This is a genomic window from Hyphobacterium sp. CCMP332 (genome assembly GCA_014323545.1).
In the GTDB taxonomy this organism is placed as follows: Bacteria; Bacteroidota; Bacteroidia; order Cytophagales; family CCMP332; genus CCMP332.
Window position 1 is genome coordinate 1,646,338 of sequence record CP058647.1, and the last position, 26,798, is coordinate 1,673,135.

Sequence of the window (26,798 nt, forward strand, 5' to 3'; positions counted from 1 at the left end):
ATGAAGCATTTATTCTACATAATTATTGCAATTGCTTTATTATCAACATCTTGTGAAGACCCATTTGATATTGATATCGAAAAGGGTGAGAGTCAAATGGTTGTCGATGCTTTTATAAATAATGATGCTGCTATTAAGGAAATTATACTATCTGAAACGGTGGACTTCTTTGAGGCCAATCAGCCTCCGGCTGTAAGAAATGCAGAGGTGGCTATATTTAATTTGAATTCCGGTCTCGTATTTAATTTTACTGAAAATCAGACAAAACCCGGTCATTACCAGTGGTCAGATAGTACGCTTCCTATTCTAAACAGAATTGGAGAAGTAGGTGATACGCTTAATTTAGCCATAGTCAATGGAGCAGACACCTTTATTTCAGCTTCTGTTTTAAAACGCACCACAGCGATAGATTCTGTCATTTTTGTTTTCGAAGAGGGCAATTCATTTACTGACGAGGGCTATTATGCGGAATTAAAAGCGAGCGACCTTCCCGGAACAGGCGATATTTACTGGATCAGATCCTGGGTGAATGGAATTTACCTGAGCAAGGCCGCAGAGATCAATGTAGCTTATGATGCTTCTTTTACGCCCGGTGCCTCTTCCGATGGAATCCCCTTTATCTTACCAATTAGAACAGGGATTAACCCAATTAACGATGATGAGGATGAGGAAAGAAGCGATCCTAATCAATACGTGCCCGAAACACCATATGAAATAGGCGACTCTATTTATGTGGAAATCTGGTCCATTAACGAATCCACTCTTTTCTTTTTACAACAGATTCAGGCAGAAGTAAACAATGGTGGATTATTTGCAACTCCTCCAACCAATGTTCGAACAAATATTTTTAATATCAATCCAAACTCAGAAAAAGCAGTCGTTGGGCATTTTTGTGTTTCCGAGGTAAGCTCAGGAGGAGCCAAATTAAACCCTTAATTTATATAGGTTATTCGGTAAATAACACCTGCTTTATCATCAGAAACAAGCACAGCACCATCGGGCATTACCAATACATCTACCGGCCTTCCCCATGCTGTTCCATCTTCCTGCAACCATCCACTGGCAAAGTCACTATAGCCAAGTGACCTGTCTCCGTCCAGGCTAACCATTGTAATTCTATATCCAATCGGTGTCGATCGATTCCACGAACCGTGTTCTGCAATAAGAATTTGGTTTTTGTACACTTGTGGAAACATATTACCCGTGTAAAACTTCAGACCCAGAGGGGCAACATGAGGCCCAAGGTTTTGTGCTGGTTTTTTGAAATCAGAACAAGGCCTTTTATCTCCAAATTCCGGGTCAGCAATTACTCCCCCATGACAATAAGGATAACCAAAATGCAGTCCTTTTTTTGGGGCGTGATTTAATTCGCAAGGAGGCTCATCATCACCAAGCCAGTCTCGGCCGTTATCGGTAAACCACAATTCTTTGGTTTCGGGATGCCAGGTAAAGCCTACCGTATTTCTTATGCCTTCGGCAAATATTTCCGGTTTCGCGTTTGATACGTCCATCCTTGTGATGGAAGCATAGATGGGATTTTCACTTTTACAGATATTACAAGGAGCGCCGACAGGAACATATAACAAATCATCGGGGCCAAAAGCTATATATTTCCATCCGTGATGACCATCTGTTGGGTATCCTCCATAAATTAACTCCGGTTTCGGAGGATTTGATAGATTATTTTCAATATCCCTGAACACCCAGATTTTACTTATTTCGGCTACATAAAGATTCCCATCCTTAAATGCCACTCCATTAGGAGAATCCTTGAATTTATCATAGACCACAAAAACTTTTTCCGCATAGTTATCACCGTCTTCATCGCGTAAGGCGTAAACAGAATTCCCGCTTCTGTTGCCTGCAAATACCGTTCCCTTACTTCCCAGAGAAAGACTTCTTGCATTATCTGCCTTTCCATAAATATCAATTTCAAAGCCTGCGGGTAATTTAATATCTTCGAGCGGCAGTTTAGGTTTGTTAATCTGACCGGAATTATTTGAATTTTGGTTTTCCTGACTGTCTGCCATACAGGCATTTGAAAGAATTATCAGGACCAATAAAATTAAAATTCGATTCATTTTATTACCGTTTTTGTAAAACCACATCCTTAATATATTCATTATATAGACTTTAGCATTAAAAGCTTCACAATTATGTACAAACAAAGAATAAATCTCCTGATCGTATTCCTCCTGATCTTTGGTTCCAGTTTTGCAGATGAAGGGCTTTGGATTCCCAAGCTTATTAAAGAGCAGGAAGGCAAAATGAAATCTCTGGGAATGGCAATTACTGCCGAAGAAATTTATAACGAAAACAGCCCGAGTCTGAAAGATGCGGTACTTCACTTTGGTGGTGGATGTACTGCAGAAATCATTTCTGATCAAGGTTTAATTCTAACAAATCATCACTGTGGATACAGTAGAATACAAAGTCATTCGAGTCTTGAAAATAATTATTTAAAAGATGGATTCTGGGCCGAAACTTTAGATGATGAATTGCCCAATCCGGGTTTAACAGTTACAAGATATGTAAGTATGACAGAAGTTACAGATAAAGTCATGGAAGGCATCACATCCAAAATGAGTGATGAAGAAAAAGCAGAGAAAATCGAGGACAACATCAGAAAAATTGGTAAGGAAGCTACCATGGGAACCCATTACAATTATCAGATTAGGCCATTTTATGAAGGTAATCAATTTTATCTGATCGTCCGAGAGACTTTTACTGACATCAGATTAGTTGGAGCGCCGCCGTCTTCTATCGGTAAATACGGCTTTGATACCGATAATTGGGTATGGCCAAGACATACAGGTGATTTTTCCATTTTCAGGGTTTATGTGGATAAAGACAATAAGCCGGCTGAATATTCGGAAGACAATGTGCCATATAAACCTTTACGTTCATTGACTATTTCCAGTAAAGGTGTTAATTCGGGCGATTTCACCATGGTCTATGGATTCCCGGGGACTACCTATTCTTATTTGTATTCTCAAAAACTTGATATCATAATAAATAAAGCTTTACCTCTGGCGATTGAGATGAGAGAAAACAATCTTGCCGTTATCGATAAAGCGATGAGAGAAAGTGAGAAAGTTGCCATTCAATACGCAGCCAAACAGTCGAGGATCAGCAATGCATGGAAAAAATGGATCGGACAGACCAGGGGATTGGAGAGGTTTAATGCGATTGAGAAAAAGAAAGAACTGGAAGGGCGGTTTTCAAATGCAGTAGCTAAAGACAAAAAGCTAAAAAAGATGTACGGTGAATTGTTCAGCGACTTCGAACAACATCTACCAGAATACGAAAAATACTATCTGGCATACACGCTCTGGAGAGAGTTTGTGTATTATGGGCCCGAAATCATACGCTTTGTTAGTGGTTTAGAAAATACCCTGGAAAGCGAGGATTCACTGGAAACGAAAAAAGAAAACCTGAAGAAAAGGATTGACAATTTTTACAAAAATTATGTGCCTGAAATTGATCAGGCTTTGTTGGCCGCTTCTGCAGAAATCTTCTTTTCCAATCTTGATCAAAGTATTCTTGAGGGACAATCAGAATTAATGGATTTCATGAAGGATTACAATTCAGAATCAGGCAATATGGCTCAGGAATTGTTTTCAAACTCGATTTTTACAAATGAAGAACGAATTACAGTTTGGGCTGACAATTATGAGGGCGGCATGGATAAAATGAAAGATGATCCTATTTATAAACTGATGAATGCCATTTACAATCTCTATTCAAATCAAATTAAAGATGATTACAGCAAAATCTCCAGCAGGATCGATGAGATTGAAAAAGAATATATGACGGCACAAATGAAAGTGCTACCTGAGCAAAAAGATTATTACCCCAATGCCAATGGAACACTACGGGTTTCTTATGGACAGGTAGGCGGTTATGAACCAATGGATGCAGTGCAGTATGAGCATATGACTACAACGGATGGGATTTTGGACAAATACATTCCTGGGAGTTACGAATATGACTTGCCTGAGAAACTGGTGACTTTACTCAGGGAAAAAGATTTTGGTGAATTTTCCGATGAAGATAATTTGCCTGTATGTTTTATAGCCAGCAATCATACTTCGGGTGGTAATTCGGGCAGTCCTGTTTTTAATGCAAATGGAGAACTAATTGGTATCAATTTCGATCGCACCTGGGAAAGCACCATGAGCGATATGATGTTCAATCCTGAAATCTGCCGGAACATCAGTGTGGACATGCGCTATATTCTTTTCATTGTAGACAAGTTTGCAGGAGCAAATAGGTTGATTGAGGAAATGGATATAAACTAATTTGAGATTCCAGTGACACGCGCTGGAATGACGTAACAATTGAAACGTCATTCCAAGACTTGTTCTTGGAATCTACCTTTCATATTATTCTTAGTAAATGGTGTTTTGTCGGTGGAAGATACCCCGTCTTTATGACGGCGTCTCCTGCTACTTCTTAATAAACTTACCAACTGAGTTGAACTCTTCTGATTGGATTTTGAAGATGTAAACTCCGGATTCCAAATCAAAAACATTGATGGAGGTTTTATTTTCTCCTAGAATTCTATTCTTTACCACATTTCCCTGAAGAGTGTAAACTGAAATTTCCAAATCATATAATCTTGAATCTGAAAAATTAAAAATCAATTGATCTGATGCGGGATTGGGGAAAATACTAATTTGAGCGTTCGCAAAAAATTCTTCATTCAGATTAGAAATGGAATTTCCTAAACTATCGTAGTTCCATAGATTGAGCCTGCCAAAATCCCAAGGGGGCAGATAGTTGAATTGAGAGGTATTTCCAACTGCAATAAAGCCACCTTCATTCGCTTCGGTAACACTTTTTGTACCATACCAGGAAACACTTCCGGAGTCTGACCATTCTTTGTTAAAAAGGCTGTCATACTTTATAAAATATGAATATGCGCCTGCATACCAACAATCTCCGGGAGGATCGCAATATGATCGACTTCTCCCGATTAGAATTCCCTTGTCAAAAGTCCTTTTAATAAACGAAGAAGTTTCACCAACCACTGGAAAATTTAGTTGACCCAAATTCCCGGTAGGATTTCCATTCATATCAAAATGATCAACAAATCCGGGCGTAGTCCCAGCTTCAAAAGGCGGGTCCGTATTGCCTAGAATTAAATATGTTGAGTCGAGTTTAATAATATCACAGCCTGCCCAATCGCTTCCAAATAAATAGTGAGGATATCCATATTGTTTTGACCAAACTGAATCACCATTATTGCCTAATTGAGTGACGGCTAATTTATATCCCCATAAGGTATCATTAGGTTGAATAATATTTTTAATATAAGGAATAGCTCCAATTAAAATAAAACCCGAATCAATTGCTTCTATCAAATCAATATAAGAACCTATTAAAACTGTTGTGTCCATCAGGTTTCCAATAGAATCTAGTTTTAAGTAATAGGATTCAGAACCACTGTAGAACTGATAATCTCCCCAAACAGGAAACTCATTCGGCATTATCATTCTAAGAGATTGATCCGCAAGCTCTATAATTTTCGAGGAACCCATCCAATTAACAGATTCGTACGATAAATTTATTGAGCTGGTCCAGATTTCATTTCCACTTGTGTCAATTTCTCTTAGATAAGGTTTATTAGGATATATCTCATTTAAACTATCCCCGGAAACCAAATAATTTCCGTTTTTTCTTTTTATACTATAATGTGGGGTCTTGCCATCATAATTAAAACTCTCCCAAATCTTATTTCCCATTGGATCCATCCTGGCAAAATAGGAACCATTGTCATGTCTGGCGATTACAAAATAATTTCCTGACTCTAATTGATAAGCCGCAACAGCTTCAAGATTAACTCCATTTGGCTTAGGATAAATTTTGTTGAAAAGGACACTTTGTGAATGTGCCTCAATATTTGATTGAAGAAGAATAAATAGTACAGAAAGGTGTATAAGTAATTTATTTCTCATAAAATGCAGTCTTCTTTTATGAAAATTAAGAAAAATAGTCTACAAAGGATGAAGATTCCAAGAACTCACTTCATTCGTCTTGGAATGACGTTCTAAAGATAGAGGCTGGACCAAAAAGTAGCCGACAATCCAAGATTTCAATTTTTTGAAATTCTTGGAATCTCACTCCTTAATAAACTTCCCTATGGAAGTAAAACCTGAAGTCTGACGATAAACTCAAAATGTATAGGCAATTCCAATTCCCTGATTTGTGTTCATAGAAATTCGTTTTTGATCCATCATTCCTTCTTTAATTAAATTGTTGTTTCCAGTCACATTTAATATTAAAGAGATCAAAGTAGAACCTCCAATTGCAATAAGGGCTAGTTCTGGTGAATCAATTCCAATTGCAATGCCACCAATTAACCCTCCAACAAGACTTACACCCAGAGCTGCATTATAAGCTTTTCCTGCTTTTATGAGATAATTACCAGGGACATTGGAAGGAGTTAATATCTCAACAGATTGAGTTTTTGCTGGAGTGTATGTATTGTTATCTCCATTTATATTAGAGGAGCTCTCATTAGCCAATGCAGATGGTGTATAATCAAGGACTAAAAAAAATCGATCCATTTTTTCGGTCAAATGTAACTCGGTTCTGGTATAGCCATCATTCCAAATCAGTGATATCCCTTTTGGTAACGAATTATTTATAATATACCTGGCATCCTTGTTTTTAATTTCTTCAAGGTCTTTATTTAAAAAATCATAAGGGGTTATGAACGTTTGATAGCTGCCCAATTCGTCCTTTAATACTTCATAAAATTCGATAAATTCCATTAATTCTGCTTTATGGCTTGTTTTAGCCACTGCGGGTTGAATTTCCAGTTTTTCGAATTGTCCTTCTGAATCAAAGAAATATGATTTAATAATCTTCTTTCCATAAATCGAAGAGCTGTATTGTAAAACGGAGCTTCTTGAAAGCATCTATACGCCCATCTCCTTCGACTTAATTGACTCCATATCTGAACCCCAGTTGGCCTTAGGTTTCAATTGCGCAAATGTGAGTGAATAAACTAACACAAAGAATATAGATAAGCTTAAACTTTTCATTCAAGAATTTTTTGTCCAAAATAAGATTTGAAAATGAAAAAATTGAGTTTTCTGATCGCGTTTTTCATTTAATCGACATGCGATACCCTCCAATTCTGAATCTCAATAATATTCCCCTCGGGGTCCCTGGCATAAAAAGCTTTTAAAAATCCTTTTCCAGGAATTTCTGCTTCAACTACTTTTCCATACATGGAACCGCCATTATCAATTAGCTTTGCTAAAACAGCACCCACATCTTCTACATGAAAAGCAATATGTCCAAATCCAAAATCATTGATCTGAATATTCTTGTTCCGGCCTTTTTGATTGTATTCGAAAATTTCCAGGGTAGGGCCTTTTTCAAATCCTGGTAATTGTAAATGCACACCTCTCAAATGCACATCTTCCAATGCACACATATCATCAATCCATTTACCCTTAATATCTCTTTCAGGAAATGTAGGTACACAATCAAAAACCTCAATGTAGAATTCAGCCAACCTCTTCCAATCCTTTGCAATAAGGTTTGTATGACTAAATATTATCGACCTTTTCACTCTTAATTTTTAACTTTTAACATTTTCCAGAACTCCCAAAGCACCACACCTGCACAAACGGAGATATTCAAAGAATGCTTGGTTCCAAACTGAGGTATCTCCAAACTTAAGTCCAGTTCAGGTAAAATTTCATCGCTAAGGCCAAAAGCTTCATTGCCGAATACCAGTGCATATTTCTTTTTATTGTCGATTGTAAATGAATTTAAATCCACGCTTTCATTGGTTTGTTCTATTCCAATAATTTTGAAATTATCCTTTTTCAAAGCTTTAATCGCTTCTAAGATGCTTTCATGGTATTCCCAGTCTACCGATTTATCCGCACCCAAAGCAGTTTTATTAATGTCCCTGTGCGGTGGCTTTGCAGTTATTCCACAGAGTAGAATTTTCTCAACTCTGAATGCATCTGATGTTCTGAAAACCGAGCCTACATTGTTCATACTTCGGATATTATCCAGAACAACAATAACAGGAATCTTTTCTGAATTTTTGAATTCCTCAATACTAATTCGATTGAGTTCAGGCATTTCTAACTTTCGCATATCTTGAGATTGAATATCCACACAAATTTGAACATATTTGCAGAGACCTGCCAAGCACATGCCTAAGACTAAGGATAAAAAAGAAACTCCGTTAATGAAACAGTACTATGCCATCAAGGCAAAGCACCCCGGTGCAATACTGCTGTTTAGGGTCGGAGACTTCTACGAAACCTTTGCCGAGGATGCCGAGATTGCCAGTAAAATACTGGGTATTGTACTTACCAAAAGAGCCAACGGCTCTGCTTCTGAAGTGGCATTGGCCGGATTCCCTCATCATTCACTTGAATCTTACCTTCCCAAGCTTGTCCGTGCAGGTCAAAGAGTCGCCATCTGCGATCAATTGGAAGACCCCAGTACAGCCAAAGGAATAGTCAAACGCGGTGTTACTGAATTGGTGACACCCGGTGTTTCTTTTAATGATAATGTCCTTGATCAAGATAAAAATAACTATCTCGCTTCAATTTACAATGATGCTGATTTAAACGGAATTGCATTTTTAGATATTTCAACCGGTCAGTTCATGTTGGCACAGGGAAGTAGTGATTACATTGAAAAATTGCTACAGGGTTTTCAACCAAGAGAGGTTTTGTACAGAAAAAGTGATAAAAAAGTCTGGCAAAATAAACTTGATGAAAAATATCATGTGTATTACATGGATGACTGGATTTACACTTTTGATTTTGCCAATGAAACGCTGATCAACCACTTTCAAACACAAAACCTTAAAGGCTTTGGAATTGAAAATCAGAAACTGGGAATAACAGCGGCCGGAGCCATTCTTCAGTATCTGGATGAAACTGAACATCGCAATATTGATCATATCAATTCCATTTCGAGAATAGAAGAAGAGCATTATGTTTGGCTGGATAAATTCACCATCAGAAACCTTGAGCTGATTTATGCACAAAGAGAAGATGGTATCCCCTTGGTTGAAATTTTGGATAAGACCCAAACGCCTATGGGTTCGCGCTTACTTCGAAACTGGATGGTGCTTCCTCTGAAAGATGAAGTTAAGATCAAAGAACGACTTTCCATGGTAAGAATTTTTGTCGAGGAATCGGGTTTGAGAGAAAACATTGTTCGACATTTAAAGGCAATTGGTGATCTGGAAAGAATTATTGCCAAAGTGGCGGCAAGAAGAATTAATCCGCGGGAGATGTTGCAACTTAAAAAAGCACTTCAAAGCAGCCTGCCGGTTATTGATTACTTAATCGATTCCGAAGAACCGCTTCTCATTCAATTGGCCGATTCTTTCAATAAATGTGAAACATTACTTGAAAAAATAGAAAATGAACTTTTGGATGATGTGCCAATCGTTTTCAATCAGGGAAATTTGTTCAGGGATGGTATTGATGAGGAAATTGATGAGTTGCGCAAAATAGCCAGAAGCGGAAAGGACTATTTGGTTGAAATACAACAGAGGGAATCGGAGCGTACCGGAATTCCAAAACTGAAAATTGCTTATAATAAAGTCTTTGGTTATTATCTTGAAGTAAGCAATGCGCAAAAGGATAAAGTGCCCGATGAGTGGATTAGAAAACAAACGCTCGTTAATGCAGAGCGCTACATCACCGAAGAATTAAAATCCTATGAAGAAAAAATTCTTAATGCTGATGATCGTCTGAAAGTCATTGAACACAATTTGTATATAAAACTTGTCGAGGTCGCCGGAGAATACGTTCAACAGATTCAAAAAAATGCCAAATTGCTGGCCCAGCTTGATTGTCTGATTTCCTTTGCCCATGCAGCGGTGGAAAATAATTATGCTCAGCCTGAAATTAATAGCGGGAAGGCATTGAATATAAAAAATGGTCGGCATCCCGTCATTGAAAAGCAAATGCCTCCCGGTGAGAGCTATATTCCCAATGATATTTTTTTAGATGATGAATTGCAGCAGATAATAATTATCACAGGACCGAATATGTCGGGTAAATCTGCGCTTCTAAGACAAACAGCATTGATTGTTTTGATGGGGCAGATGGGAAGTTTTGTTCCTGCTTCAAAAGCAGAAATTGGTCTGGTCGATAAGGTATTTACAAGGGTCGGTGCTTCGGATAATTTATCCAAAGGTGAATCTACTTTTATGGTAGAAATGACTGAAACCGCCAGCATTCTAAATAATTTATCCGACCGCAGCCTGGTTCTAATGGATGAAATTGGCAGAGGTACCAGTACCTATGACGGCATCTCAATAGCCTGGTCCATTGTAGAATTTCTTCATAACAAAAGTGATAAAAAAGCCAAAACACTTTTTGCCAGCCATTACCATGAACTTAATGAATTGGCCAATGATTTGGAGAGGGTTAAGAATTATAATGTCTCAGTAAAAGAAGTTGCTGACAAAGTCATTTTTATGCGAAAGCTCAAGCCCGGGGGCAGCGAACATAGCTTTGGAATTCACGTAGCACAAATGGCCGGAATGCCAAATGAAGTGGTTTTAAGAGCACATGAAATAATGATTGGTCTGGAACAGGAAAAAGTTAGTGCTCATAACAAAGAGAAACTTAAGGAAATTCCGAAAAGTGCTGAATTCCAAATGAGCATGTTTGAAGCCAATGATCCAAATTATGTCCAAGTCAAGGAAATTCTTGAACAGCTTGATATAAACCGCATTTCACCTGTTGAAGCCTTACTAAAGCTAAATGAGATAAAAACCGTTATGCAGGCATCGCTTAATAAGAAAAAGTAAAAATATCTTTTGAATTAGTTTATTTGGAAATTATCTGATATCCTTTAATCCGCTCAGATTAAAAAAGGACTAATAATTCGAATCCTAATCTAGAGGTCAATTCTTCTGAATAAATCCAACCATTCCAAGGCTTTATTTTCATCCATAAAAAGTCTGCTCTGAAACAAAGCACCCGGGCTGGGTGAAAAATAAAAGCTGACCAGGCCTTTTTCAACGGGCCGGTGTGCCAAATAGGCCAGGACTTTTGTGATTTGTAATTTGCTATTATCCTGAGTAAAATCCCAGGCTTTTGGGTCCGAGCTTCGAACTTCTCTCGCATCTACCAAAACACGCTGTGGTTGTGATTTATACAATTCCATTCTTGCGCTCAAAATCTCTGAACTCTCTTCTTTTCCTAAGTGGATTTTAGGTTTGATTTGGATAACTACTACGCCATCCTGCCTCGACCACAGCCTTGCAGCAGTAGTGTCTATAGCGTTTATATTATCGAGCACAGTCTTATTCATAATTCGTAGTACTTATACAAAAGTATTATTTATTTGAAAACTTGACTTTAAATAAAACGTTTTCTTTAATTATATATATTACATTTTGAATATACAACATTTAAGGAATTCCTGTCCTTATCTACAATAAAATCAATCTCCTTTGAATATTGCATCAAAAAGATCAAAATTTTCACCCGGCATCTTGTGTATCCAAATTGGCGATTCAATTTCTTTCATCAATACCTTTTCAGTGACACTGCCAAGTAAAAATGAGGAGCTGGCTGTTTTGCCTTTTGAACCTATAAAAATAATTGGTTCATTCATTTCAGAGCCCTTTAATTTTACATAATGGGATACATCGTTCTTTTCATTTTCGGTAATGTCGAAATCAACGTTCTCATATCTTGGATGCAATTCCACTTCTTTATTCCATTTTTTACTGAGATTCTTTTTTTCCGATTCCACAAAATCCTTGTGCAATCTGCCGGTTTTAAAATAACCTGAAGGACTGGCAAGAATATTTAATGCTTTAAAATCCTTAATTCCAAATGTTTTTGCGAATGATAGTCCCACATTCATTGTTGCTTCTGAATGTTCAGAAAAATCATAGGCGCACAAAATAGATTGCGGTATATTCTGATAACCTTCAGGAACAAATAAAATGTCACACAATGCAGATCTTGCAATATGATGTCCTGCAATTCCAAGGCCGTTTTTTTTCTTTTTATTCCCTACAATCACCAAATCCACCGCCTCGGATTTGCTTTTTGTGTTGATCACTTCCAAAGGGCTGCCACCTCTAACAATTACTTTAATATTATCGGAATTTTTGAAAATAGTTTTAATATTCTTTCTAATATCCTTTCTTATTTCTTCCTTGAAATCATTCCAGGCATCATTATCTGTATATTGTCTTGCTTTTTCCTCTAATTCACTGTCAACTACATGCAGGGCCTTAATATTTTGAATCAACCCACTTTCCCTTAATTGATTGGCAAAGATCAAAACATTTTCATCCACCGCGCTTCGGTCGAGGCAACAAAGTACATTTTTAAATGACGTCGCGGACATATTCAAAATTTTTTATAAAAATACTGATAGATTGTGATACAAATCAATTCTAATTTTGAAATTAGTCATATGGAAATATCACTAAAAATATCATTTTTAAGGGAATATGAAGGAAAGCTATAATATATCGAAAATATTAGTGCCGGTTGATTTTAGTGAACGCTCTGCAAACGCAGTAGTTCAAAGCACAGCTATTGCAAAGTCAAATGGGGCCAAACTATTATTGTATCATGCATATTCAAGACCCGCAGACATTGCTGATTTAAGTAATTATGAACAGGAGCATCGTTTAAATCAAAAGACAGAAAAAGTTAAAGAACAATTTGAAGTTTTTGTCAATAATATTTCTGAATTGAAGGAATGCGAATTCGAAATCATATACGAGCTCGGAATTTCACTTCAAAATATCGAAAAGGCATTTAAGAATTTAGAAATAGATCTAATGGTGCTTGCCACCCATGGGGCTAAAGGCGTTGAATTAATGTGGGGAAGTAAAACCACCAACCTGATCAATAGACTTAAAGGACCAATATTGGTAATTCCCGATGGATCAAAAGTTGAAAACCCCAAACGTTTTTGCCTGGCTTACGATTTTCACAAACAAGGGCAAAATGTTTATTCATTGAGCACGTTAAAACAATTGGCGATGGCATTTAATACTCATATCAGAATTATTGATGTCAGAGCCCATAATTACCCTAAGGGAGAAGAGCGAATTAAAGAAGAGAATAAAATTTCCAATTATCTCGGAAATGATGTTCCACATGACTTCGAAACTGTAATTGGAAAAGACGTGGAACATGAATTGATTAATTATGTCCATGCGTACGAAATTGACATGCTGGCAGTGATGCCAGGCGAGCATAGCTTCTTTGAAAAACTTTTTCATCAGAGTATTTCTGAGCTAATGGCAGCAGAGATTGATATACCATTATTGACCTTGGTAGATAAATAATAACAAATTCTTGTTCAGGCCTAAATTTTAATTGTAATTTAAATCCGCGAATCAGGTTTAAACCCTTTTTCAATGAGCGATAAAATCAATGTAATAGCCCGAAAGATTTATGAAGAAGGGCTTGAAAAAGCACAACAAGAAAGCGAGAACATTTTAAATTCCGCCAACACAGAAGCCGATCGGATAATTAAATCCGCCAAAGCCCAAGCTGATCAAATTATTAAAGAAGCTGAAAATAAAGCTAAAAAGGAAAAAAAGATCATTTCCTCTGAGTTGAAACTAGCTTCAGAACAGGTTATTGAAAGCTTAAGGCAAAGGATAAAAGATCAGGTATCCCTAAAACTACTTGATGACAACTTAAAATCAATTTTTAAAGACCCGGACTTTATTAAAAGTTTAATACTGGAAATAGCAGGTAGCTGGTCTTCGAATAATGGCTTTGATGTCAAAGTAGCAGATTCCATAAAAAGCAAAGTAGAACAAGCCCTTAAACCGAGTTTGAAGGATGTATTAAAAGATATGGAAATCAGATCGGCAATAGGTCTTGAAACCGGCTTTATAATTGAAGATAAAAAAGACCATTACGAAATTACCTTTACTGAAGAGCAGTTTCGTGAATTTTTAAAACCTTTTTTAAAAGAAAAAACGCAAAAACTTATTTTTGAATAATCCTTGAGCAGGCTCTACTACCTGATAGCGACATTACCTGAGTTTGATCCTCTTGATACCAAAACCCCATTGGATGTTGAGGGAATCGTGCGAATCATCATGGACAATGTAGATGAGGAAGGTCAAATACAGATAAAGATGATTCTTGTAAAAAATGATATAAGGAATATCGTCAACTTCTATTCCAATAAAAATGGTACGATCACAGGCAATAAAATGCCATATCTGCCTGCACTTATAAATCCACAGGAATTAGAAGAATGGACACTATATAAAGACCAATGGCCTGAATTTTTAAGGGTTTTGATGGAGGACTTTCAGGCAGAAATAACGAGTATGAGCGAAAAGGAACTCACGCGGTTTTTTTGGGGTGCTTATTATAATGCCCTTGAAAATATGAATCCCTATTTAAAGGAGGTCATGCAGAATTACGTGATCATGCACGATATTCTTGGCCTTATTCGAAGTAAAAATCTTGGGTTGGGACTTTGGGATCACTGGATTGGTTATGAATCTCAGTTAGAAGATTTAAAATCAGGGCGGCTAACATTATCCGGAATGTCGCATGAACATGAAAATTTTAACAATCTTAAAACCAAGACTTTAGATTCGGAACCCTGGGAGGCTGAATCCTGGTGCGATGACCTGCTAATAAGAAAAAGTCAGGAATTATTGAGTCGTAATCCCTTTGATATGGAACATTTGCTCTTCTACACTTTCAAACTTTTAGTCGGGGCTAAATGGAGAGAAATGACATCAGATTATGGTAGTAAACGTTTTGATTTTTTGAAAAAACAGCTAATAAGTGAAATTGAAATACCTTCGGTGATATAGATATGACTAAAGGAAAGATTATAAATATTGTTGCCAACCTCATTTCAATAGAAGTGGAAGGGAAAGTAGGGCAAAATGAAATTTGTCATGTGATTGCAAGAGATACAAAATTGCGTTCCGAAGTTATAAAAGTGATAGGCAATACGGCTTTTGCCCAGGTTTTTGAGTCGACACGCGGTGTAAAAATTGGCGATGCGGTTGAGTTTAGCGGACACCTACTCGAGATTGAATTAGGACCGGGTTTGCTATCTCAAAACTTTGACGGACTTCAGAACAATCTTGACAAACTCGACTCTACTTTTTTAGAAAGAGGGGTTATTTCCGATGCATTGGATCGAAGTAAAAAATATGAGATAACACCTCTTGTCAGTACCGGCGATACGGTTTTAGCCGCCGATTGGTTGGCAGAGACCATTGAAAACAATTTATCGCATAAAATAATGGTCCCCTTTGCCTATGAAGGCCATTTCAAGGTTAAAAAAATTGCGAAAAAAGGAAATTATAGCATTGAAGATGAAATTGCAGTATTGGTAGACACGAAAGGCAAGGAGCACTCTGTAAGTATGATCCAAAAATGGCCGGTTAAAATACCAATCAAAACTTATGATCATAAACCGCGTCCATTTAAAATATTGCAAACCGGAATGCGCGTCATTGATACCATGAACCCAATTACAGAAGGGGGAACAGGATTTATCCCGGGACCTTTCGGTACTGGAAAAACAGTACTACAACACGCCATTGCAAAAAATGGTGATGCAGATATCATTATTGTTACTGCCTGTGGTGAAAGAGCCAATGAAGTGGTTGAGATTTTTACTGAGTTTCCACATCTGATTGACCCGAGAACAGGACGTACATTACAAGAAAGAACCTGTATTGTATGTAATACATCTAGTATGCCGGTATCATCGAGAGAGGCATCAGTTTATGTAGGAATGACGATTGCCGAGTACTATCGTTGCATGGGATTAAAAGTCCTGTTATTAGCGGATTCAACATCCCGATGGGCACAGGCTTTGAGAGAAATGTCGAACAGACTGGAAGAACTTCCCGGACCGGATGCTTTCCCTGTTGATCTTCCGGCCATCATCGCAAATTTTTATGCGCGTGCGGGATTTGTATATCTCAACAATGGAAAAACAGGATCGGTAACATTTATTGGAACAGTTTCCCCGGCAGGAGGTAATCTCAAAGAACCGGTTACGGAATCCACAAGCAAAGTTGCACGATGTTTTTATGCCTTAAATCAGGGCAGAGCTGATTCAAAAAGATACCCTGCTATCGAAACCGTCGATTCTTATTCCAAGTATATCGACTATGATGAATTTAAGGAGTATGCCAACGAAAATATTCAGAAAGGCTGGACAGGCCTGGTGAATCAGGCAAAAGATTATTTAATACGCGGAGCAGAAGCCAGAGATCAAATTGCCATTTTGGGTGATGATGCTGTGCCTATTGAGTATCACAGACAATTCTGGAAAAGTGAACTTTTGGATTTTGTGTTTCTACAGCAGGATTCATTTGACAAGGTGGATATGAATTGTGAGATGGACAGGCAAAAATATATGTTTAACAAAGTCATGTCAATTTGCAAAATGGAACCGGATTTTGAAGTTTTTACAGAGGTGAGTGATTATTACAAAAAAATGATCAACCTTATGAGACAGATGAACTATTCAGAATACAATTCCGGGGATTTCAAAAAGTATGAATCCGAATTGAAAGTATTATTGGCCCAAAAAGAAAATTGACATGCAGACACAGGCATTTCAAAAAAAATATACCAATCTAAGTCAAATCACAAAAGCCACCTGTAGTTTAAAAGCTAAGGATGTAGGTTATGAGGAGTTGGCCTATGTTGATGGCCGGCCAGCCCAGGTTGTGAAAATGCTAGGTGATAATGTTACGCTTCAGGTATTTAAAGGGACTGAGGGTCTGCATACTAAGTCTGAAGTGATTTTTACCGGACAATCACCGACAATGAAAGTGAGTGAACAACTCGCGGGGAGATTTTTCGATGCTTATGGCGCTCCATTGGATAATGGCCCTGAAATTGAAGGAGAAGAAAGGTCTATTGGAGGGCCTTCGGTAAATCCTGTAAAGAGAAAACAACCTTCGGACTTCTTAGCAACTGGTATTGCCGGAATTGATTTGAACAATACATTGGTAACAGGTCAAAAAAATACCATTTTTGCCGATGCAAATCAGCCCTACAATCAGGTACTAGCGGAGGTGGCATTGAGAGCAGATGCCGACAAGATTATTCTTGGTGGCATGGGTTTATCCAATGATGACTATCTTTTTTTTAAAGACACTTTCACCAATGCAGGTCAGCTTGATAAGATAATCTCATTTATAAATACCACCGAAGATCCGCCTGTTGAGCGTCTGTTGGTCCCTGACATGGCCTGTACAGCAGGTGAGTTTTTTGCCAACGATAAGCAGGAAAAGGTTTTGGTGTTATTGACTGACATGACACTTTATGCCGATGCCCTGGCCATAGTGGCCAATAAAATGGATCAAATTCCTTCAAAGGATTCCATGCCCGGCTCCTTGTATAGCGATCTTGCAAAAATCTATGAAAAAGCTGTTCAGTTTGACCATGGTGGGTCATTAACCATCATTGCAGTTACCACTCTCAATGAAGGTGATATAACGCATGCTATTCCTGATAATACTGGTTACATTACCGAAGGCCAGTTGTTTTTGCGTCGTGATACTGATATCGGAAAAGTAATTATCGATCCATTTCGCAGTCTTTCAAGATTGAAACAAAACGTAATTGGAAAAGTGACAAGAGAAGATCACCCTCAGGTGATGAATACATTAGTGCGATTATACGCCGATGCAATGGCCGCCAGAACTAAAAAAGAAAATGGATTTGATTTAACGGATTACGACCAGAGATGCCTTGATTATTCAAAAGAATATTCAAACAGGCTTCTTGCCGTGGATGTAAATATCAGCACAGATGAAATGCTCGATACTGGATGGGAACTGATGGCTAAATTTTTTGAAAAACACGAAGTCGGTGTGAAAGAGTCGCTAGTGCAAAAATACTGGGTGCAAAAAGAAACCGCAGACAGTTCGGAGTAATATGGCACTAAAGGTTCAATACAATAAAACATTTTTAACCTATCTCAAACGCCAACTTGCGATACGAAAAAAAGTATTGCCTACCCTTAAAAGTAAGGAAACCGCACTTCGATTGGAGGTGAAAAAAATCTCAGAAAAGCTCAAAGAACTCAGACAGGAAAAGGATTTGTTTAACTCCGAAATCAAAGAATTTTCTCCACTTTGGACACGATACCCTCAGGTGCTGAAAATTGATTCCATTGACATCAGTATTAAAAATACTGCAGGGACAAAAATTCCAGTATTGAATGATATACAATTCAAATTGACAGAATTTATTGATTTTGATCAGCCTGTTTGGTTGCTTAAAGGAATAGACATCCTAAAAAATATTATTAGTCTTGAAACCAAAGAACAAATATTACAGCAACAACACGACGTTTTATACCTGGCGAGAAAAAAGACTACCCAAAAAGTCAATCTTTATGAAAAGGTTCAGATACCTGCTTTTGAAAGAGGAATCAATCAAATAAAACGGTTTTTAGAAGACAAGGATAATATTGCAAAGGCGGCGCAAAAAATTGTGAAAGAGAGAAATCAAAGAAAGGAGGTGGCACAATGAAAGCAAAGATGAAAAAAGCCACTTTTATGATTTACCACCGTGACACGCAGCAGATTTTAAATAATCTACAGGAAAAAGGCTTGGTACATTTGGATATACAATCTACGGATGAAAATGAAGCATCCCAGGAGCTCTCCAAATATATATCGAAAATTGAATCCATTTTGGATGAAATGGACGAACATAGTCCTCAGGCAGACGATTTAAATGCCTTGGAAGTTTTAGAGGATTATGATCTTCTAAATGATAAAGTATTGGAATACGCTGAATTGCTTGAAAAATATCAAAAGGATTTTAGACTTCTAAAGCCTTGGGGTAATATCAAATGGAAAAGAATTCGGACCATTGAGGAGTTAAATTGGACTTTTAATTTTTATATCGCACCGTCAAATTCATTCCTTCAAATAGAAGACGATCCATATGTATTAGAGGTGGCCAGGAAAGGTGGCAATGTATATTTTGTAAATATTCAACCGCTCGACAGATCTAAAAGCCTGCCCTTTGAGCAATTGGAGCTTCCCAAATTACCCCTTGGCGAAGTAGGCCGGCTTTTGTCGCAAACAGAAGAAGAAATAATAAAACTGCAGCAAAGTATAAGGTCATTGAGCAAATACAGAAATGTACTTGAAAAACATTTAACTGAATTGCTTGATAAACTGATGATTTTAAATGCTTCTAATTCTATGATTGAAGCGGGTGAAGGCAGGATAAAATATATCACCGCCTGGTTTCCACAGGAAATGGAAAGTAAAATTCAAAAGGAACTGGAAACCCTGGATTTGGCCTATGAAATTGAAGCCCCGGGAGAGCAGGACGATGTACCGGTGGTATTAAAAAACAATACCTACAATAAAATATTTGAAAATATTACAAAGGTCTATCAGTTGCCCAATTACCATGAACTCGACCTTACGCCTTTTATTGGGGTCTTTTATCCTATCTTTTTCGCATATTGTTTGGGGGATGCGGGCTATGGTATAGTGCTCAGCATACTCGCAGTTTGGGCGTATTTCGGCCCACTCAAAAAAATGAAAACCGTAGCTTTGCTTGGGCTCGTACTTGGAATAGCAACAACGTTTGTTGGAATTATAAAATCAGGAACTGTATTTGGATTAAGCATTGCAGAATCAAAAAATATCGCTCTTTTTGACTCGCTTTCAAAGTATATTTTCATAACCGATAATCAGGATTTCATTTTTAATGCCTTTAATGTCTCTTTAATGATTGGTTTGGTGCAAATTTTAGTGGGTGTAGTATTATCATTCTATCGAAAACTTAAATACCAGAGTTTTTCTATGGCAATTCCCATGGTGGCTAAATTTTTAATTATTAGTTCTTCGGTCGCCTTATTTTTGGGCGCATCTCAGGAAATGGAGCTGCTTCAGCCATTTGTTGGCTTATCAAAGATTGCTCTATTGCTCGGTATTGTGATTTTATTATTTACACATGATTTCAGTATTCCTGTGGTAAGTAGAGTTATGAAGGGCTTATTAGAAGTATTTTTTGTTTTTACCGGAATACTAGGTGACTCATTGTCATATATCCGATTATTTGCCTTAGGAGTTTCTTCTTCTATTTTAGGTTTGGTGGTAAATCAAATTGGAGCACCTTTGCTTGAATCAGGTATTTTAGGAATAATAGGTGGAATTGTATTTTTAGTTTTTGGACATGCACTCAATTTTGCCATTGCCTTTTTAGGCGCATTAATTCATCCTTTAAGATTGACATTTGTCGAATTTTATGGAAATGCTCAGTTTGAAGGTGGAGGAAAAGAATTTAAACCATTTAAGAAAAATCAACTGAATCTGTAAATTTACAGCATATGGAAACGAGTATTGATCTTCCCCTAATATTAGCATCTATCGGTTTAGGATTAATCGTAGGATTGCCAGGAATTGGCAGTGCCATTGGTACAGCTCTAGGTGCCATGACTACCGTTGGTGCATTGAAAAAGAGAAAAGAAGCCTTTGGTTCATTTATAGTGCTGGCCGCTTTACCCGGAACACAGGGTCTCTATGGTTTTGCCGGCTTCTTTCTTATGAAGGATTTATTAGTTCCGGAAATTACAATGCTTCAGGCCGCAGCCATTTTAGGAAGTGGCATAGGATTGGGTCTTGCAGCGCTTTTTTCAGGAATATATCAGGGTCGTGTCTGTGCCAGTGGAATTGATAGTATTGGATCGGGAAATGACGTTTTCGGTCAAACACTTATAATGGCTGTGTTTCCTGAATTATATGCAATTATTGCATTCGCAGCTTTGTTCCTATTGAGAGGTGCATTATAAAGCACAAGACTCAATAAGATAAATTATCATCCGTTTAACATGATATGAAGAATAACTGGAAATTTATTTCAGTAGTGTTTCTGTTGACCCTTTTTCAAACTGTAACTGCACAGGTTAAGGACAAAGGGAAAATATTTATCAGTGAAGAAGCTAAACCTACTCTTGATTTAAACCCCGACGAAGAAAAAGAAGAGGAGGAAAAAAAGGATAAAAAGAAAAAAAAGAAAAGGGTTTTTTACGGTCTGAAAACCAAAAAAGCTTTTACACCAGCAGTTAAAAGAGGCAGAAAGGTTACCATTGAAACTTATCATGTTCTTAAAGAATTTATTGAACCCAATCCTTATGTGAAGGAAGTGTTTTGGTTTGATGTGCAAAAAAGAAAAATCGGGACCGGTAGAGCTTCCAAGGTTGTAAATGATAAAAAGGTCATGAGAATTTTACACGGCCCTTACAAAAAATATGTCAATAAAATGGTTGTCGAAGAAGGTAATTTTTATATCGGAACCAAACATGGAAGGTGGGTAAAATACGATTTAGATACCATTCTGGTCGACAAAGAATATTATTACAAAGGCTGGCCTAAAGAATCGGATATCACATATTATGATATTGAAAGGACAAAAATAAAAGAAGTAGTGCCAATTGTATGGGGAAGAAAAGAAGGTGATTATGTCTATTTTAATGAGAATGGAACACTGCGCGTAACAGGAACTTATAAAGAAAATAGAAAAGTAGGTAGATGGAGAATTTATCATCCCGGATCCCAGCGAAGAAAAATGGACATTAGTTATCCGAGGGTAAAGAGCGAACAGGCTTTTATTATGTACGAGTGGGATAAAAGGGGAAACATGCTTTTTGACTATAGAAAAGCAGATGAACAACGAATAGTAAAAGATGATAAAATAATAGAATCAGCTACCGCCTCAAATCGCTAAATTTCGAAATTTATTACCTTGCACGGAGTTTATAATTCACAATTTGAAATTCAATTTTCAGAATGAAGCTAAAAATTTACCAAATTGATGCCTTTGCATCAGAAGTATTTAAAGGAAATCCGGCTGCGGTTGTCCCTTTGGAAAAATGGCTATCGGATGAAGTCATGCAAAAAATTGCGGAAGAAAATAATTTAGCGGAAACAGCATTCTTTGTAAAAAAAGATGAGATTTTTGACATTCGCTGGTTTACGCCAAAACTTGAAGTCGATCTTTGTGGCCATGCTACGCTTGCATCTGCGCATGTTATCATTAATTATTTAAATAATAATTCAAAGACTTTAAAATTTTCTTCAAAAAGTGGTGAATTGATGGTGAGAAAGGAAAAAGATGGTCTCGTGCTCAATTTTCCGGCAAAGAATTTTAACATAGCGAAATTACCGGATGGATTATTTGAAGGTTTGGGTGCTCTGCCTGTTGAGCTTTATAAGAATGATGATTATATGATGATTCTGGATTCTGAGAAAGAAGTAAAAGATATAAATCCGGATTTTAATCTTTTAAACAAAGTCGATACAAGAGGAATTATTGTCACTGCCAAAGGCGACAAAGTAGATTTTGTTTCGCGCTTTTTTGCGCCAAGGGTGGGAATAAATGAAGATCCTGTGACCGGTTCTGCCCATACCATGTTAATTCCCTATTGGTCTAAACGCTTACATAAAAAAGAAATGTCGGCGCAACAGATATCAGCCAGAGGTGGCCATTTACATTGTGTAGATTTGGGTGAAAGAGTAGAGATTAAAGGTACAGCTGTCACCTATCTTGTAGGAGAGATCAAAATTTAGAATCAACTGGAGAATTTCTGAATTTCTCAAGTACATGAACATTGATTAAAATCAAAAGCATCCCATAAATGCTGTCTTCTATTGGAATGGTAAATATTCGAATTCCAAGATTTTCGGCATTGTTATACCAGACAATTTGCTCCTCAATAGCAGTCCCCGTTAAAATTCCATTCACGATAAAAAATGGTATAAGTATTACAACATAAGCTCTGAAAAATTTACTGAGCCATTTCTCTTTTAAAACATATGACAGATAGAAAAGATAAAGGCCTGTAGATAAAAAAGTGATAGAGGTATACCATTTGTCAAGATTTAAGATTCCAAAGGCAATAAGTATTAATGATAAACTAATTCCAAATGGATGTTTGTCTTTAACGGAATGATCCGGGCCCAGAAAATAATTGAGTACTTCATAAATAAATACACTTGCAAAAGGGACCGTAATAAAAAACATCCATTCCTCAATGGGCAAATGAAACACCGTGATTCCCGTCAAATATTTAGAATTAAAGCCCCAAAACCCATTAATTGTAAAAAATATATCCCAAATAATAAATATTGTTCCTGCTATTAGAATCCCAAGAAATAGCGCTTTAAAATTTTTGTAGTAGTGAATTTTTGGTTCAAAACTGCGTATTAAAGGAATAGATATTGTGAAAATATTGATGAGTAGATAGAGGTAGTTCATCAATAGCTATTATTTTTTCGCACTTTTAGAAGCTTCTTTAAAATATTTCATTGGAACCAGAAGCATTCCAAAACATTCGCCCTCTTCTTTTTGTAAATGTTTATGATGAACCTTGTGCGCTTTTCTAATTGCTCTGAAATATACATTATTGGTTCGCTTAAACCATGGCAACCTTTGATGAATTAAAACTTCATGAACAAGAAAATATGCAATGCCATAGAGTAGTATTCCCAATCCTATAAAAAATCGGTAATCAAGCGCATTTATGGATCCAAAAATCATTAGCAAGGAACTAGGGATGGCAAACATTAGAAAAAAAGCATCGTTTTTTTCGAAAGTACCTTTTTGAGGTACATGATGATCCTCATGTAAGACCCACAGGAATCCATGCATTACATATTTGTGTGTAAACCAGGACATGAACTCCATAAATAAAAAAGTTACAATCGTTATAAGAGCAAATAATATCATTTATGAGGCATTACTTATAAAGCTTAATAACAAAACTAAATAAAAAAAGTCTCCGGAAGCCGAAGACTTTTTTTCGCAATTAAAAGTATGGAATTGAAACTATTAGTATGAGAAACTTATTACGTTCAATTAATAAACCTGAGTGTTATAGAATTGTTTAACTTTTTGTTAAAAAAATTTCACAATTTTTCTAAATGATAAAAATTTGGAAATTTAACCGTTTAATGCGCTTTTATAAGTATCCAAGGCTCTTTCTCTGGCCATTTTGTGTTCAACAATAGGTTTTGGATACGCATTGCTTTTAAATTCAGGAACCCATTTTTTGATATATTTCATTTCGGGATCGAATTTCTTAGTCTGTAGTTCAGGATTGAAAACCCTAAAATAAGGTGCTGCATCACAACCGCTTCCTGAGGCCCATTGCCAACCGCCATTGTTTGAAGCCAGTTCATAATCCATCAATTTTTTTGCAAAATAGGCTTCGCCCCAGCGCCAATCGATAAGTAAATGTTTGGTAAGAAAGCTGGCGGTTATCATTCTGACCCGATTGTGCATATACCCGCTTTGATTTAATTGTCTCATTCCGGCATCTACAATCGGATAGCCGGTTTTTCCTTCGCACCAGGCCTCAAATTCTGATTCATTGTTCCGCCATTTAATTTTATCGTAAGCAGGCTTGAACGATTGATCCACAACACGGGGATGATGCCATAAAATAACCATATAAAAGTTTCGCCAGATCAATTCGTTGAGCCATGTAGAACTGTATTGATCGGCCAATTGGGTCATCTCCCTAATGCTAATGGTTCCAAATCTGAAATGAATACTCAATCTGCTGGTGCCCTTTTCAGCAGGTAGATTCCTTTTATTTTTATATTCTTTTATTAAATCCTTATCAACTGTTCTATCTGGAAATTCAAAATTGAATTTTTTAAATCCCATTTCTTCCAGTGGAATTATTTCCTGTGCCTCAATTTGTGAATAAGAGTCCATGAATTCTTCGGAAGGAAAGAATTCCATTTCAGAATTTCTAAAAGCCTCCAACCATTTTTTAGAGTAAGGTGTAAAAACTGAATAAGGCTCGCCATCATCTTTTTACGATCTCGTCTTTTCAAATATGATTTGATCTTTGAAACTATGAAAGGCTATTCCTCGGTAAACAAGTTTGTCCTTAATTTTTTGATCTCTTTCTCTTGCATAGGGTTCATAATCCTGATTTGTATAAACTGCTTTTACCTCTATGCCCTGGAAAAAGTCTTCGGGATTACCATAATAGGTAATTAATGAACTGCCATATTTTTGAAGTTCATTATTGATTTTTTCAAGTTCCTGATGAATAAACAGAAGTCGTTTATCTTCCTCATCTTCTAGCTCGTCAAGAATATTTTTGTCAAATATGAAAAGAACCAACACATTTCCTCTATCTTTTAATGCACGATATAGACCGTGATTATCAAATAACCTTAGATCTCTTCTCATCCAAAAAATTGTGGTGTCTGAAGAAAAGTTATACAATTATGACAGGGCTTTTATTTGATCTGCAATTTTATCGGCCTCTTCAGATTTAACAGCGTAAGCTTTTATATCGCCTTTTCTTTGTAAATCTCTGGCTTCTTCCAAAAGCTTTTGATACTTTTTTTCCAATTTCTTTTTTTCTCCTCCTCCAAAAATTCCAAACATGTTATACAAATATTGGTGAATAATATAAACTTATTTTAGGCATGATTATTTTAAACCATTCAGTCCACATTTCAGGCTTTTTCATTATGCTTTCCTGAATATCATTAAGTTTCATGTATTTCCAATCCTCAACCTCGGCCAGGTTAATGTTTGGTTCTTCATTGTACTTTCCGATTAGTACATGATCCAATTCGTGTTCTATCATGCCTTTTTCAAGACGGGTCTTGTATAAAAATGAAAAAGCCTTTTCAATTGTGGTTTGAATACCCATTTCCTCTTCCAACCTTCTTTTGGCCGCCTCGTGAATATTCTCGCCTTTTCTGGGATGGCTGCAACAAGCATTTGTCCAAAGCCCGGGTGAATGATACTTATCAGCCGCTCTTTTTTGAATCAGCATTTCGCCCTTGTCATTAAAAATGCAAACTGAAAAAGCCCTGTGTAACACCCCTTTTTTATGAGCTTCTATCTTTTCCATTGTGCCCAATTCATTATCAGACTCATCTACCAATATGACATGCTCTTGAATCATATTAGGCCTATTTGATGACGAACATAAGAACTGACCAAAATCGCATACTTTCTTTCATTGGGTATTCTGATTCTGGATTCAATTACTTTGGAAGAATGGGTGTTCTTTATTTTTTCAAATAATGCCAGATAATAAACATAAGCCAGATAGACGCCAAAGCGCGCCTTTTTGGGCAATTGGACTATTCCTTCATAGGCTTTTTTGAAGTCATTGGAAATTTCATCTTCGATCAGCTTTTTACTGTTTTCATCAAAATTTTCAACTTCCAAACCGGGAAAATAGGATCTGCCCAAATTTTTGTAATCGGCGTTAAGGTCTCTTAAGAAATTTATTTTTTGAAAAGCAGAACCCAAAGCCATCGCGAAGGGCTTAAGTCTTTCGTATTCGGATGTATTACCATTGACAAATACTTTTAAACACATCAATCCAACAACTTCAGCTGAACCCAAAATGTATTCTTCATAATCCTCTCTATTGCAACTGTCCAAATCCAGATCCATTTCCATGCTGTGAAGAAACTGATCAATAAGTTGAATGGGGATTTCGAATTCATTTACTGTTTTCTGAAAAGAGTTTAAAATGGGGTTTAAACTAATTCCGTTTTCAATCGCACGGTATGTGTTTTTAGTAAATTCTTTAAGAAGTTCCTCCTTATTGTAATCGTGGAAGGTATCAACAATTTCATCCGCAAATCTGACAAATCCATAAATTGAATATATCGGGCCACGAATTTCTTTGCTTAAAAGTCGAATACCCATTGAAAATGATGTGCTATAGGATCGGGTAGTAAGTTGACTACATTTGAGTGATACTTCGTCAAAGAGCTGTTTCATGTT

Annotated in this window: 25 protein-coding genes and 1 pseudogene; 13 read left to right on the top strand and 13 right to left on the bottom strand. The window is 36.8% G+C overall.

The window, feature by feature from the left end; translation table 11 throughout:
- Nucleotides 1–936, top strand: coding sequence for a DUF4249 family protein (locus HZR84_07235; GenBank protein QNL21738.1), 936 nt, complete (start codon nucleotides 1–3; stop codon nucleotides 934–936).
- Here the strand turns inward: HZR84_07235 and HZR84_07240 are convergent.
- Nucleotides 933–2,081, bottom strand: a complete 1,149-nt coding sequence (locus tag HZR84_07240) for a sorbosone dehydrogenase family protein (GenBank protein QNL21739.1) — start codon at nucleotides 2,079–2,081, stop codon at nucleotides 933–935. The two genes, HZR84_07235 and HZR84_07240, sit on opposite strands and share 4 nt — an antisense overlap.
- 75 nt (nucleotides 2,082–2,156) lie before the next feature.
- On the opposite strand from HZR84_07240, the gene HZR84_07245 reads away from it, so the two are divergent.
- Nucleotides 2,157–4,301, top strand: a complete 2,145-nt coding sequence (locus tag HZR84_07245) for a S46 family peptidase (GenBank protein ID QNL21740.1) — start codon at nucleotides 2,157–2,159, stop codon at nucleotides 4,299–4,301.
- A gap of 147 nt (nucleotides 4,302–4,448) precedes the next feature.
- Here HZR84_07245 and HZR84_07250 read toward each other — a convergent pair whose 3' ends face one another.
- The 4 genes from HZR84_07250 to HZR84_07265 all read right to left on the bottom strand — a co-directional run bounded on the left by HZR84_07250 (nucleotide 4,449) and on the right by HZR84_07265 (nucleotide 8,127).
- Nucleotides 4,449–5,960, bottom strand: coding sequence for a T9SS type A sorting domain-containing protein (locus tag HZR84_07250; GenBank protein ID QNL21741.1), 1,512 nt, complete (start codon nucleotides 5,958–5,960; stop codon nucleotides 4,449–4,451).
- A gap of 216 nt (nucleotides 5,961–6,176) precedes the next feature.
- Entirely contained in the window at nucleotides 6,177–6,926 is a 750-nt protein-coding gene (locus tag HZR84_07255; GenBank protein QNL21742.1) for a hypothetical protein, read from the bottom strand.
- A gap of 194 nt (nucleotides 6,927–7,120) precedes the next feature.
- A complete protein-coding gene (locus tag HZR84_07260; GenBank protein ID QNL21743.1) occupies nucleotides 7,121–7,588 on the bottom strand; it encodes a VOC family protein in 468 nt (155 codons plus the stop codon).
- 2 nt (nucleotides 7,589–7,590) lie between these two features.
- Nucleotides 7,591–8,127, bottom strand: coding sequence for an RNA methyltransferase (locus HZR84_07265; protein ID QNL21744.1), 537 nt, complete (start codon nucleotides 8,125–8,127; stop codon nucleotides 7,591–7,593).
- 58 nt (nucleotides 8,128–8,185) lie between these two features.
- Between HZR84_07265 and mutS the strand changes: the two genes are divergently transcribed.
- Entirely contained in the window at nucleotides 8,186–10,816 is a 2,631-nt protein-coding gene (gene mutS / locus HZR84_07270) for a DNA mismatch repair protein MutS (protein QNL23210.1), read from the top strand.
- 89 nt (nucleotides 10,817–10,905) lie between these two features.
- Here mutS and HZR84_07275 read toward each other — a convergent pair whose 3' ends face one another.
- Together HZR84_07275 and HZR84_07280 are read right to left on the bottom strand one after the other, a co-directional pair.
- Nucleotides 10,906–11,322, bottom strand: a complete 417-nt coding sequence (locus HZR84_07275; protein QNL21745.1) for a hypothetical protein — start codon at nucleotides 11,320–11,322, stop codon at nucleotides 10,906–10,908.
- A gap of 132 nt (nucleotides 11,323–11,454) precedes the next feature.
- The gene (locus HZR84_07280) at nucleotides 11,455–12,375 is read right to left on the bottom strand and encodes a universal stress protein (GenBank protein QNL21746.1); all 921 of its coding nucleotides are present in this window, start codon (nucleotides 12,373–12,375) and stop codon (nucleotides 11,455–11,457) included.
- 106 nt (nucleotides 12,376–12,481) lie between these two features.
- Here HZR84_07280 and HZR84_07285 point away from each other — a divergent pair, with 106 nt between their 5' ends.
- The 10 genes from HZR84_07285 to HZR84_07330 all read left to right on the top strand — a co-directional run bounded on the left by HZR84_07285 (nucleotide 12,482) and on the right by HZR84_07330 (nucleotide 22,594).
- Nucleotides 12,482–13,330, top strand: a complete 849-nt coding sequence (locus HZR84_07285; protein ID QNL21747.1) for a universal stress protein — start codon at nucleotides 12,482–12,484, stop codon at nucleotides 13,328–13,330.
- A 72-nt stretch (nucleotides 13,331–13,402) separates the two neighbouring features.
- Nucleotides 13,403–13,999 carry a hypothetical protein gene (locus tag HZR84_07290; protein QNL21748.1) on the top strand — a complete coding sequence of 199 codons (597 nt, stop codon included), beginning with the start codon at nucleotides 13,403–13,405 and terminating at the stop codon, nucleotides 13,997–13,999.
- A gap of 3 nt (nucleotides 14,000–14,002) precedes the next feature.
- Entirely contained in the window at nucleotides 14,003–14,833 is an 831-nt protein-coding gene (locus HZR84_07295) for a DUF2764 family protein (protein QNL21749.1), read from the top strand.
- A 2-nt stretch (nucleotides 14,834–14,835) separates the two neighbouring features.
- Entirely contained in the window at nucleotides 14,836–16,587 is a 1,752-nt protein-coding gene (locus HZR84_07300) for a V-type ATP synthase subunit A (protein ID QNL21750.1), read from the top strand.
- 1 nt (nucleotide 16,588) lies between these two features.
- The gene (locus tag HZR84_07305; GenBank protein QNL21751.1) at nucleotides 16,589–17,932 is read left to right on the top strand and encodes a V-type ATP synthase subunit B; all 1,344 of its coding nucleotides are present in this window, start codon (nucleotides 16,589–16,591) and stop codon (nucleotides 17,930–17,932) included.
- Between the two features lies 1 nt (nucleotide 17,933).
- Nucleotides 17,934–18,533 (top strand): V-type ATP synthase subunit D, encoded by a 600-nt coding sequence (locus HZR84_07310; GenBank protein ID QNL21752.1) that lies wholly within the window; start codon nucleotides 17,934–17,936, stop codon nucleotides 18,531–18,533.
- Nucleotides 18,530–20,344: a V-type ATP synthase subunit I gene (locus HZR84_07315; protein ID QNL21753.1), complete on the top strand. Its 1,815-nt coding sequence runs from the start codon at nucleotides 18,530–18,532 to the stop codon at nucleotides 20,342–20,344. Before HZR84_07310 ends, HZR84_07315 begins: the two co-directional genes overlap by 4 nt.
- A gap of 23 nt (nucleotides 20,345–20,367) precedes the next feature.
- Nucleotides 20,368–20,817, top strand: coding sequence for an ATPase (locus HZR84_07320; GenBank protein ID QNL23211.1), 450 nt, complete (start codon nucleotides 20,368–20,370; stop codon nucleotides 20,815–20,817).
- Between the two features lie 44 nt (nucleotides 20,818–20,861).
- Nucleotides 20,862–21,752: a hypothetical protein gene (locus HZR84_07325; protein QNL21754.1), complete on the top strand. Its 891-nt coding sequence runs from the start codon at nucleotides 20,862–20,864 to the stop codon at nucleotides 21,750–21,752.
- 62 nt (nucleotides 21,753–21,814) lie between these two features.
- A complete protein-coding gene (locus HZR84_07330; protein ID QNL21755.1) occupies nucleotides 21,815–22,594 on the top strand; it encodes a PhzF family phenazine biosynthesis protein in 780 nt (259 codons plus the stop codon).
- Here HZR84_07330 and HZR84_07335 read toward each other — a convergent pair.
- The 6 genes and pseudogenes from HZR84_07335 to HZR84_07360 form a co-directional block, all read right to left on the bottom strand.
- A complete protein-coding gene (locus tag HZR84_07335) occupies nucleotides 22,584–23,285 on the bottom strand; it encodes a lycopene cyclase domain-containing protein (protein QNL21756.1) in 702 nt (233 codons plus the stop codon). The two genes, HZR84_07330 and HZR84_07335, sit on opposite strands and share 11 nt — an antisense overlap.
- A 6-nt stretch (nucleotides 23,286–23,291) precedes the next feature.
- Nucleotides 23,292–23,753, bottom strand: coding sequence for a sterol desaturase family protein (locus HZR84_07340; GenBank protein QNL21757.1), 462 nt, complete (start codon nucleotides 23,751–23,753; stop codon nucleotides 23,292–23,294).
- A 213-nt stretch (nucleotides 23,754–23,966) separates the two neighbouring features.
- Nucleotides 23,967–25,232: pseudogene (locus HZR84_07345) on the bottom strand (deoxyribodipyrimidine photo-lyase).
- Between the two features lie 36 nt (nucleotides 25,233–25,268).
- Nucleotides 25,269–25,433 (bottom strand): Lacal_2735 family protein, encoded by a 165-nt coding sequence (locus tag HZR84_07350; GenBank protein QNL21758.1) that lies wholly within the window; start codon nucleotides 25,431–25,433, stop codon nucleotides 25,269–25,271.
- A 1-nt stretch (nucleotide 25,434) separates the two neighbouring features.
- A complete protein-coding gene (idi, locus tag HZR84_07355) occupies nucleotides 25,435–25,962 on the bottom strand; it encodes an isopentenyl-diphosphate Delta-isomerase (GenBank protein QNL21759.1) in 528 nt (175 codons plus the stop codon).
- Complete coding sequence (locus HZR84_07360) at nucleotides 25,959–26,795, bottom strand: phytoene/squalene synthase family protein (protein ID QNL21760.1); 837 nt, start codon at nucleotides 26,793–26,795, stop codon at nucleotides 25,959–25,961. Before HZR84_07360 ends, idi begins: the two co-directional genes overlap by 4 nt.
- Nucleotides 26,796–26,798: the final 3 nt, after the last annotated feature.

What these genes read in the sequence shown, in the direction of transcription:
- idi (QNL21759.1), bottom strand. Translation starts at nt 25,962, where the DNA reads ATGATTCAAGAGCATGTCATATTGGTAGATGAGTCTGATAATGAATTG.
- HZR84_07325 (QNL21754.1), top strand. Translation starts at nt 20,862, where the DNA reads ATGAAGAATAACTGGAAATTTATTTCAGTAGTGTTTCTGTTGACCCTT.
- HZR84_07310 (QNL21752.1), top strand. Translation starts at nt 17,934, where the DNA reads ATGGCACTAAAGGTTCAATACAATAAAACATTTTTAACCTATCTCAAA.
- HZR84_07280 (QNL21746.1), bottom strand. Translation starts at nt 12,375, where the DNA reads ATGTCCGCGACGTCATTTAAAAATGTACTTTGTTGCCTCGACCGAAGC.
- HZR84_07275 (QNL21745.1), bottom strand. Translation starts at nt 11,322, where the DNA reads ATGAATAAGACTGTGCTCGATAATATAAACGCTATAGACACTACTGCT.
- HZR84_07340 (QNL21757.1), bottom strand. Translation starts at nt 23,753, where the DNA reads ATGATATTATTTGCTCTTATAACGATTGTAACTTTTTTATTTATGGAG.
- HZR84_07250 (QNL21741.1), bottom strand. Translation starts at nt 5,960, where the DNA reads ATGAGAAATAAATTACTTATACACCTTTCTGTACTATTTATTCTTCTT.
- HZR84_07305 (QNL21751.1), top strand. Translation starts at nt 16,589, where the DNA reads ATGCAGACACAGGCATTTCAAAAAAAATATACCAATCTAAGTCAAATC.
- HZR84_07255 (QNL21742.1), bottom strand. Translation starts at nt 6,926, where the DNA reads ATGCTTTCAAGAAGCTCCGTTTTACAATACAGCTCTTCGATTTATGGA.
- HZR84_07240 (QNL21739.1), bottom strand. Translation starts at nt 2,081, where the DNA reads ATGAATCGAATTTTAATTTTATTGGTCCTGATAATTCTTTCAAATGCC.
- HZR84_07285 (QNL21747.1), top strand. Translation starts at nt 12,482, where the DNA reads ATGAAGGAAAGCTATAATATATCGAAAATATTAGTGCCGGTTGATTTT.
- HZR84_07315 (QNL21753.1), top strand. Translation starts at nt 18,530, where the DNA reads ATGAAAGCAAAGATGAAAAAAGCCACTTTTATGATTTACCACCGTGAC.
- HZR84_07300 (QNL21750.1), top strand. Translation starts at nt 14,836, where the DNA reads ATGACTAAAGGAAAGATTATAAATATTGTTGCCAACCTCATTTCAATA.
- HZR84_07330 (QNL21755.1), top strand. Translation starts at nt 21,815, where the DNA reads ATGAAGCTAAAAATTTACCAAATTGATGCCTTTGCATCAGAAGTATTT.
- HZR84_07235 (QNL21738.1), top strand. Translation starts at nt 1, where the DNA reads ATGAAGCATTTATTCTACATAATTATTGCAATTGCTTTATTATCAACA.
- HZR84_07290 (QNL21748.1), top strand. Translation starts at nt 13,403, where the DNA reads ATGAGCGATAAAATCAATGTAATAGCCCGAAAGATTTATGAAGAAGGG.
- HZR84_07360 (QNL21760.1), bottom strand. Translation starts at nt 26,795, where the DNA reads ATGAAACAGCTCTTTGACGAAGTATCACTCAAATGTAGTCAACTTACT.
- HZR84_07265 (QNL21744.1), bottom strand. Translation starts at nt 8,127, where the DNA reads ATGCGAAAGTTAGAAATGCCTGAACTCAATCGAATTAGTATTGAGGAA.
- mutS (QNL23210.1), top strand. Translation starts at nt 8,186, where the DNA reads ATGCCTAAGACTAAGGATAAAAAAGAAACTCCGTTAATGAAACAGTAC.
- HZR84_07245 (QNL21740.1), top strand. Translation starts at nt 2,157, where the DNA reads ATGTACAAACAAAGAATAAATCTCCTGATCGTATTCCTCCTGATCTTT.
- HZR84_07350 (QNL21758.1), bottom strand. Translation starts at nt 25,433, where the DNA reads ATGTTTGGAATTTTTGGAGGAGGAGAAAAAAAGAAATTGGAAAAAAAG.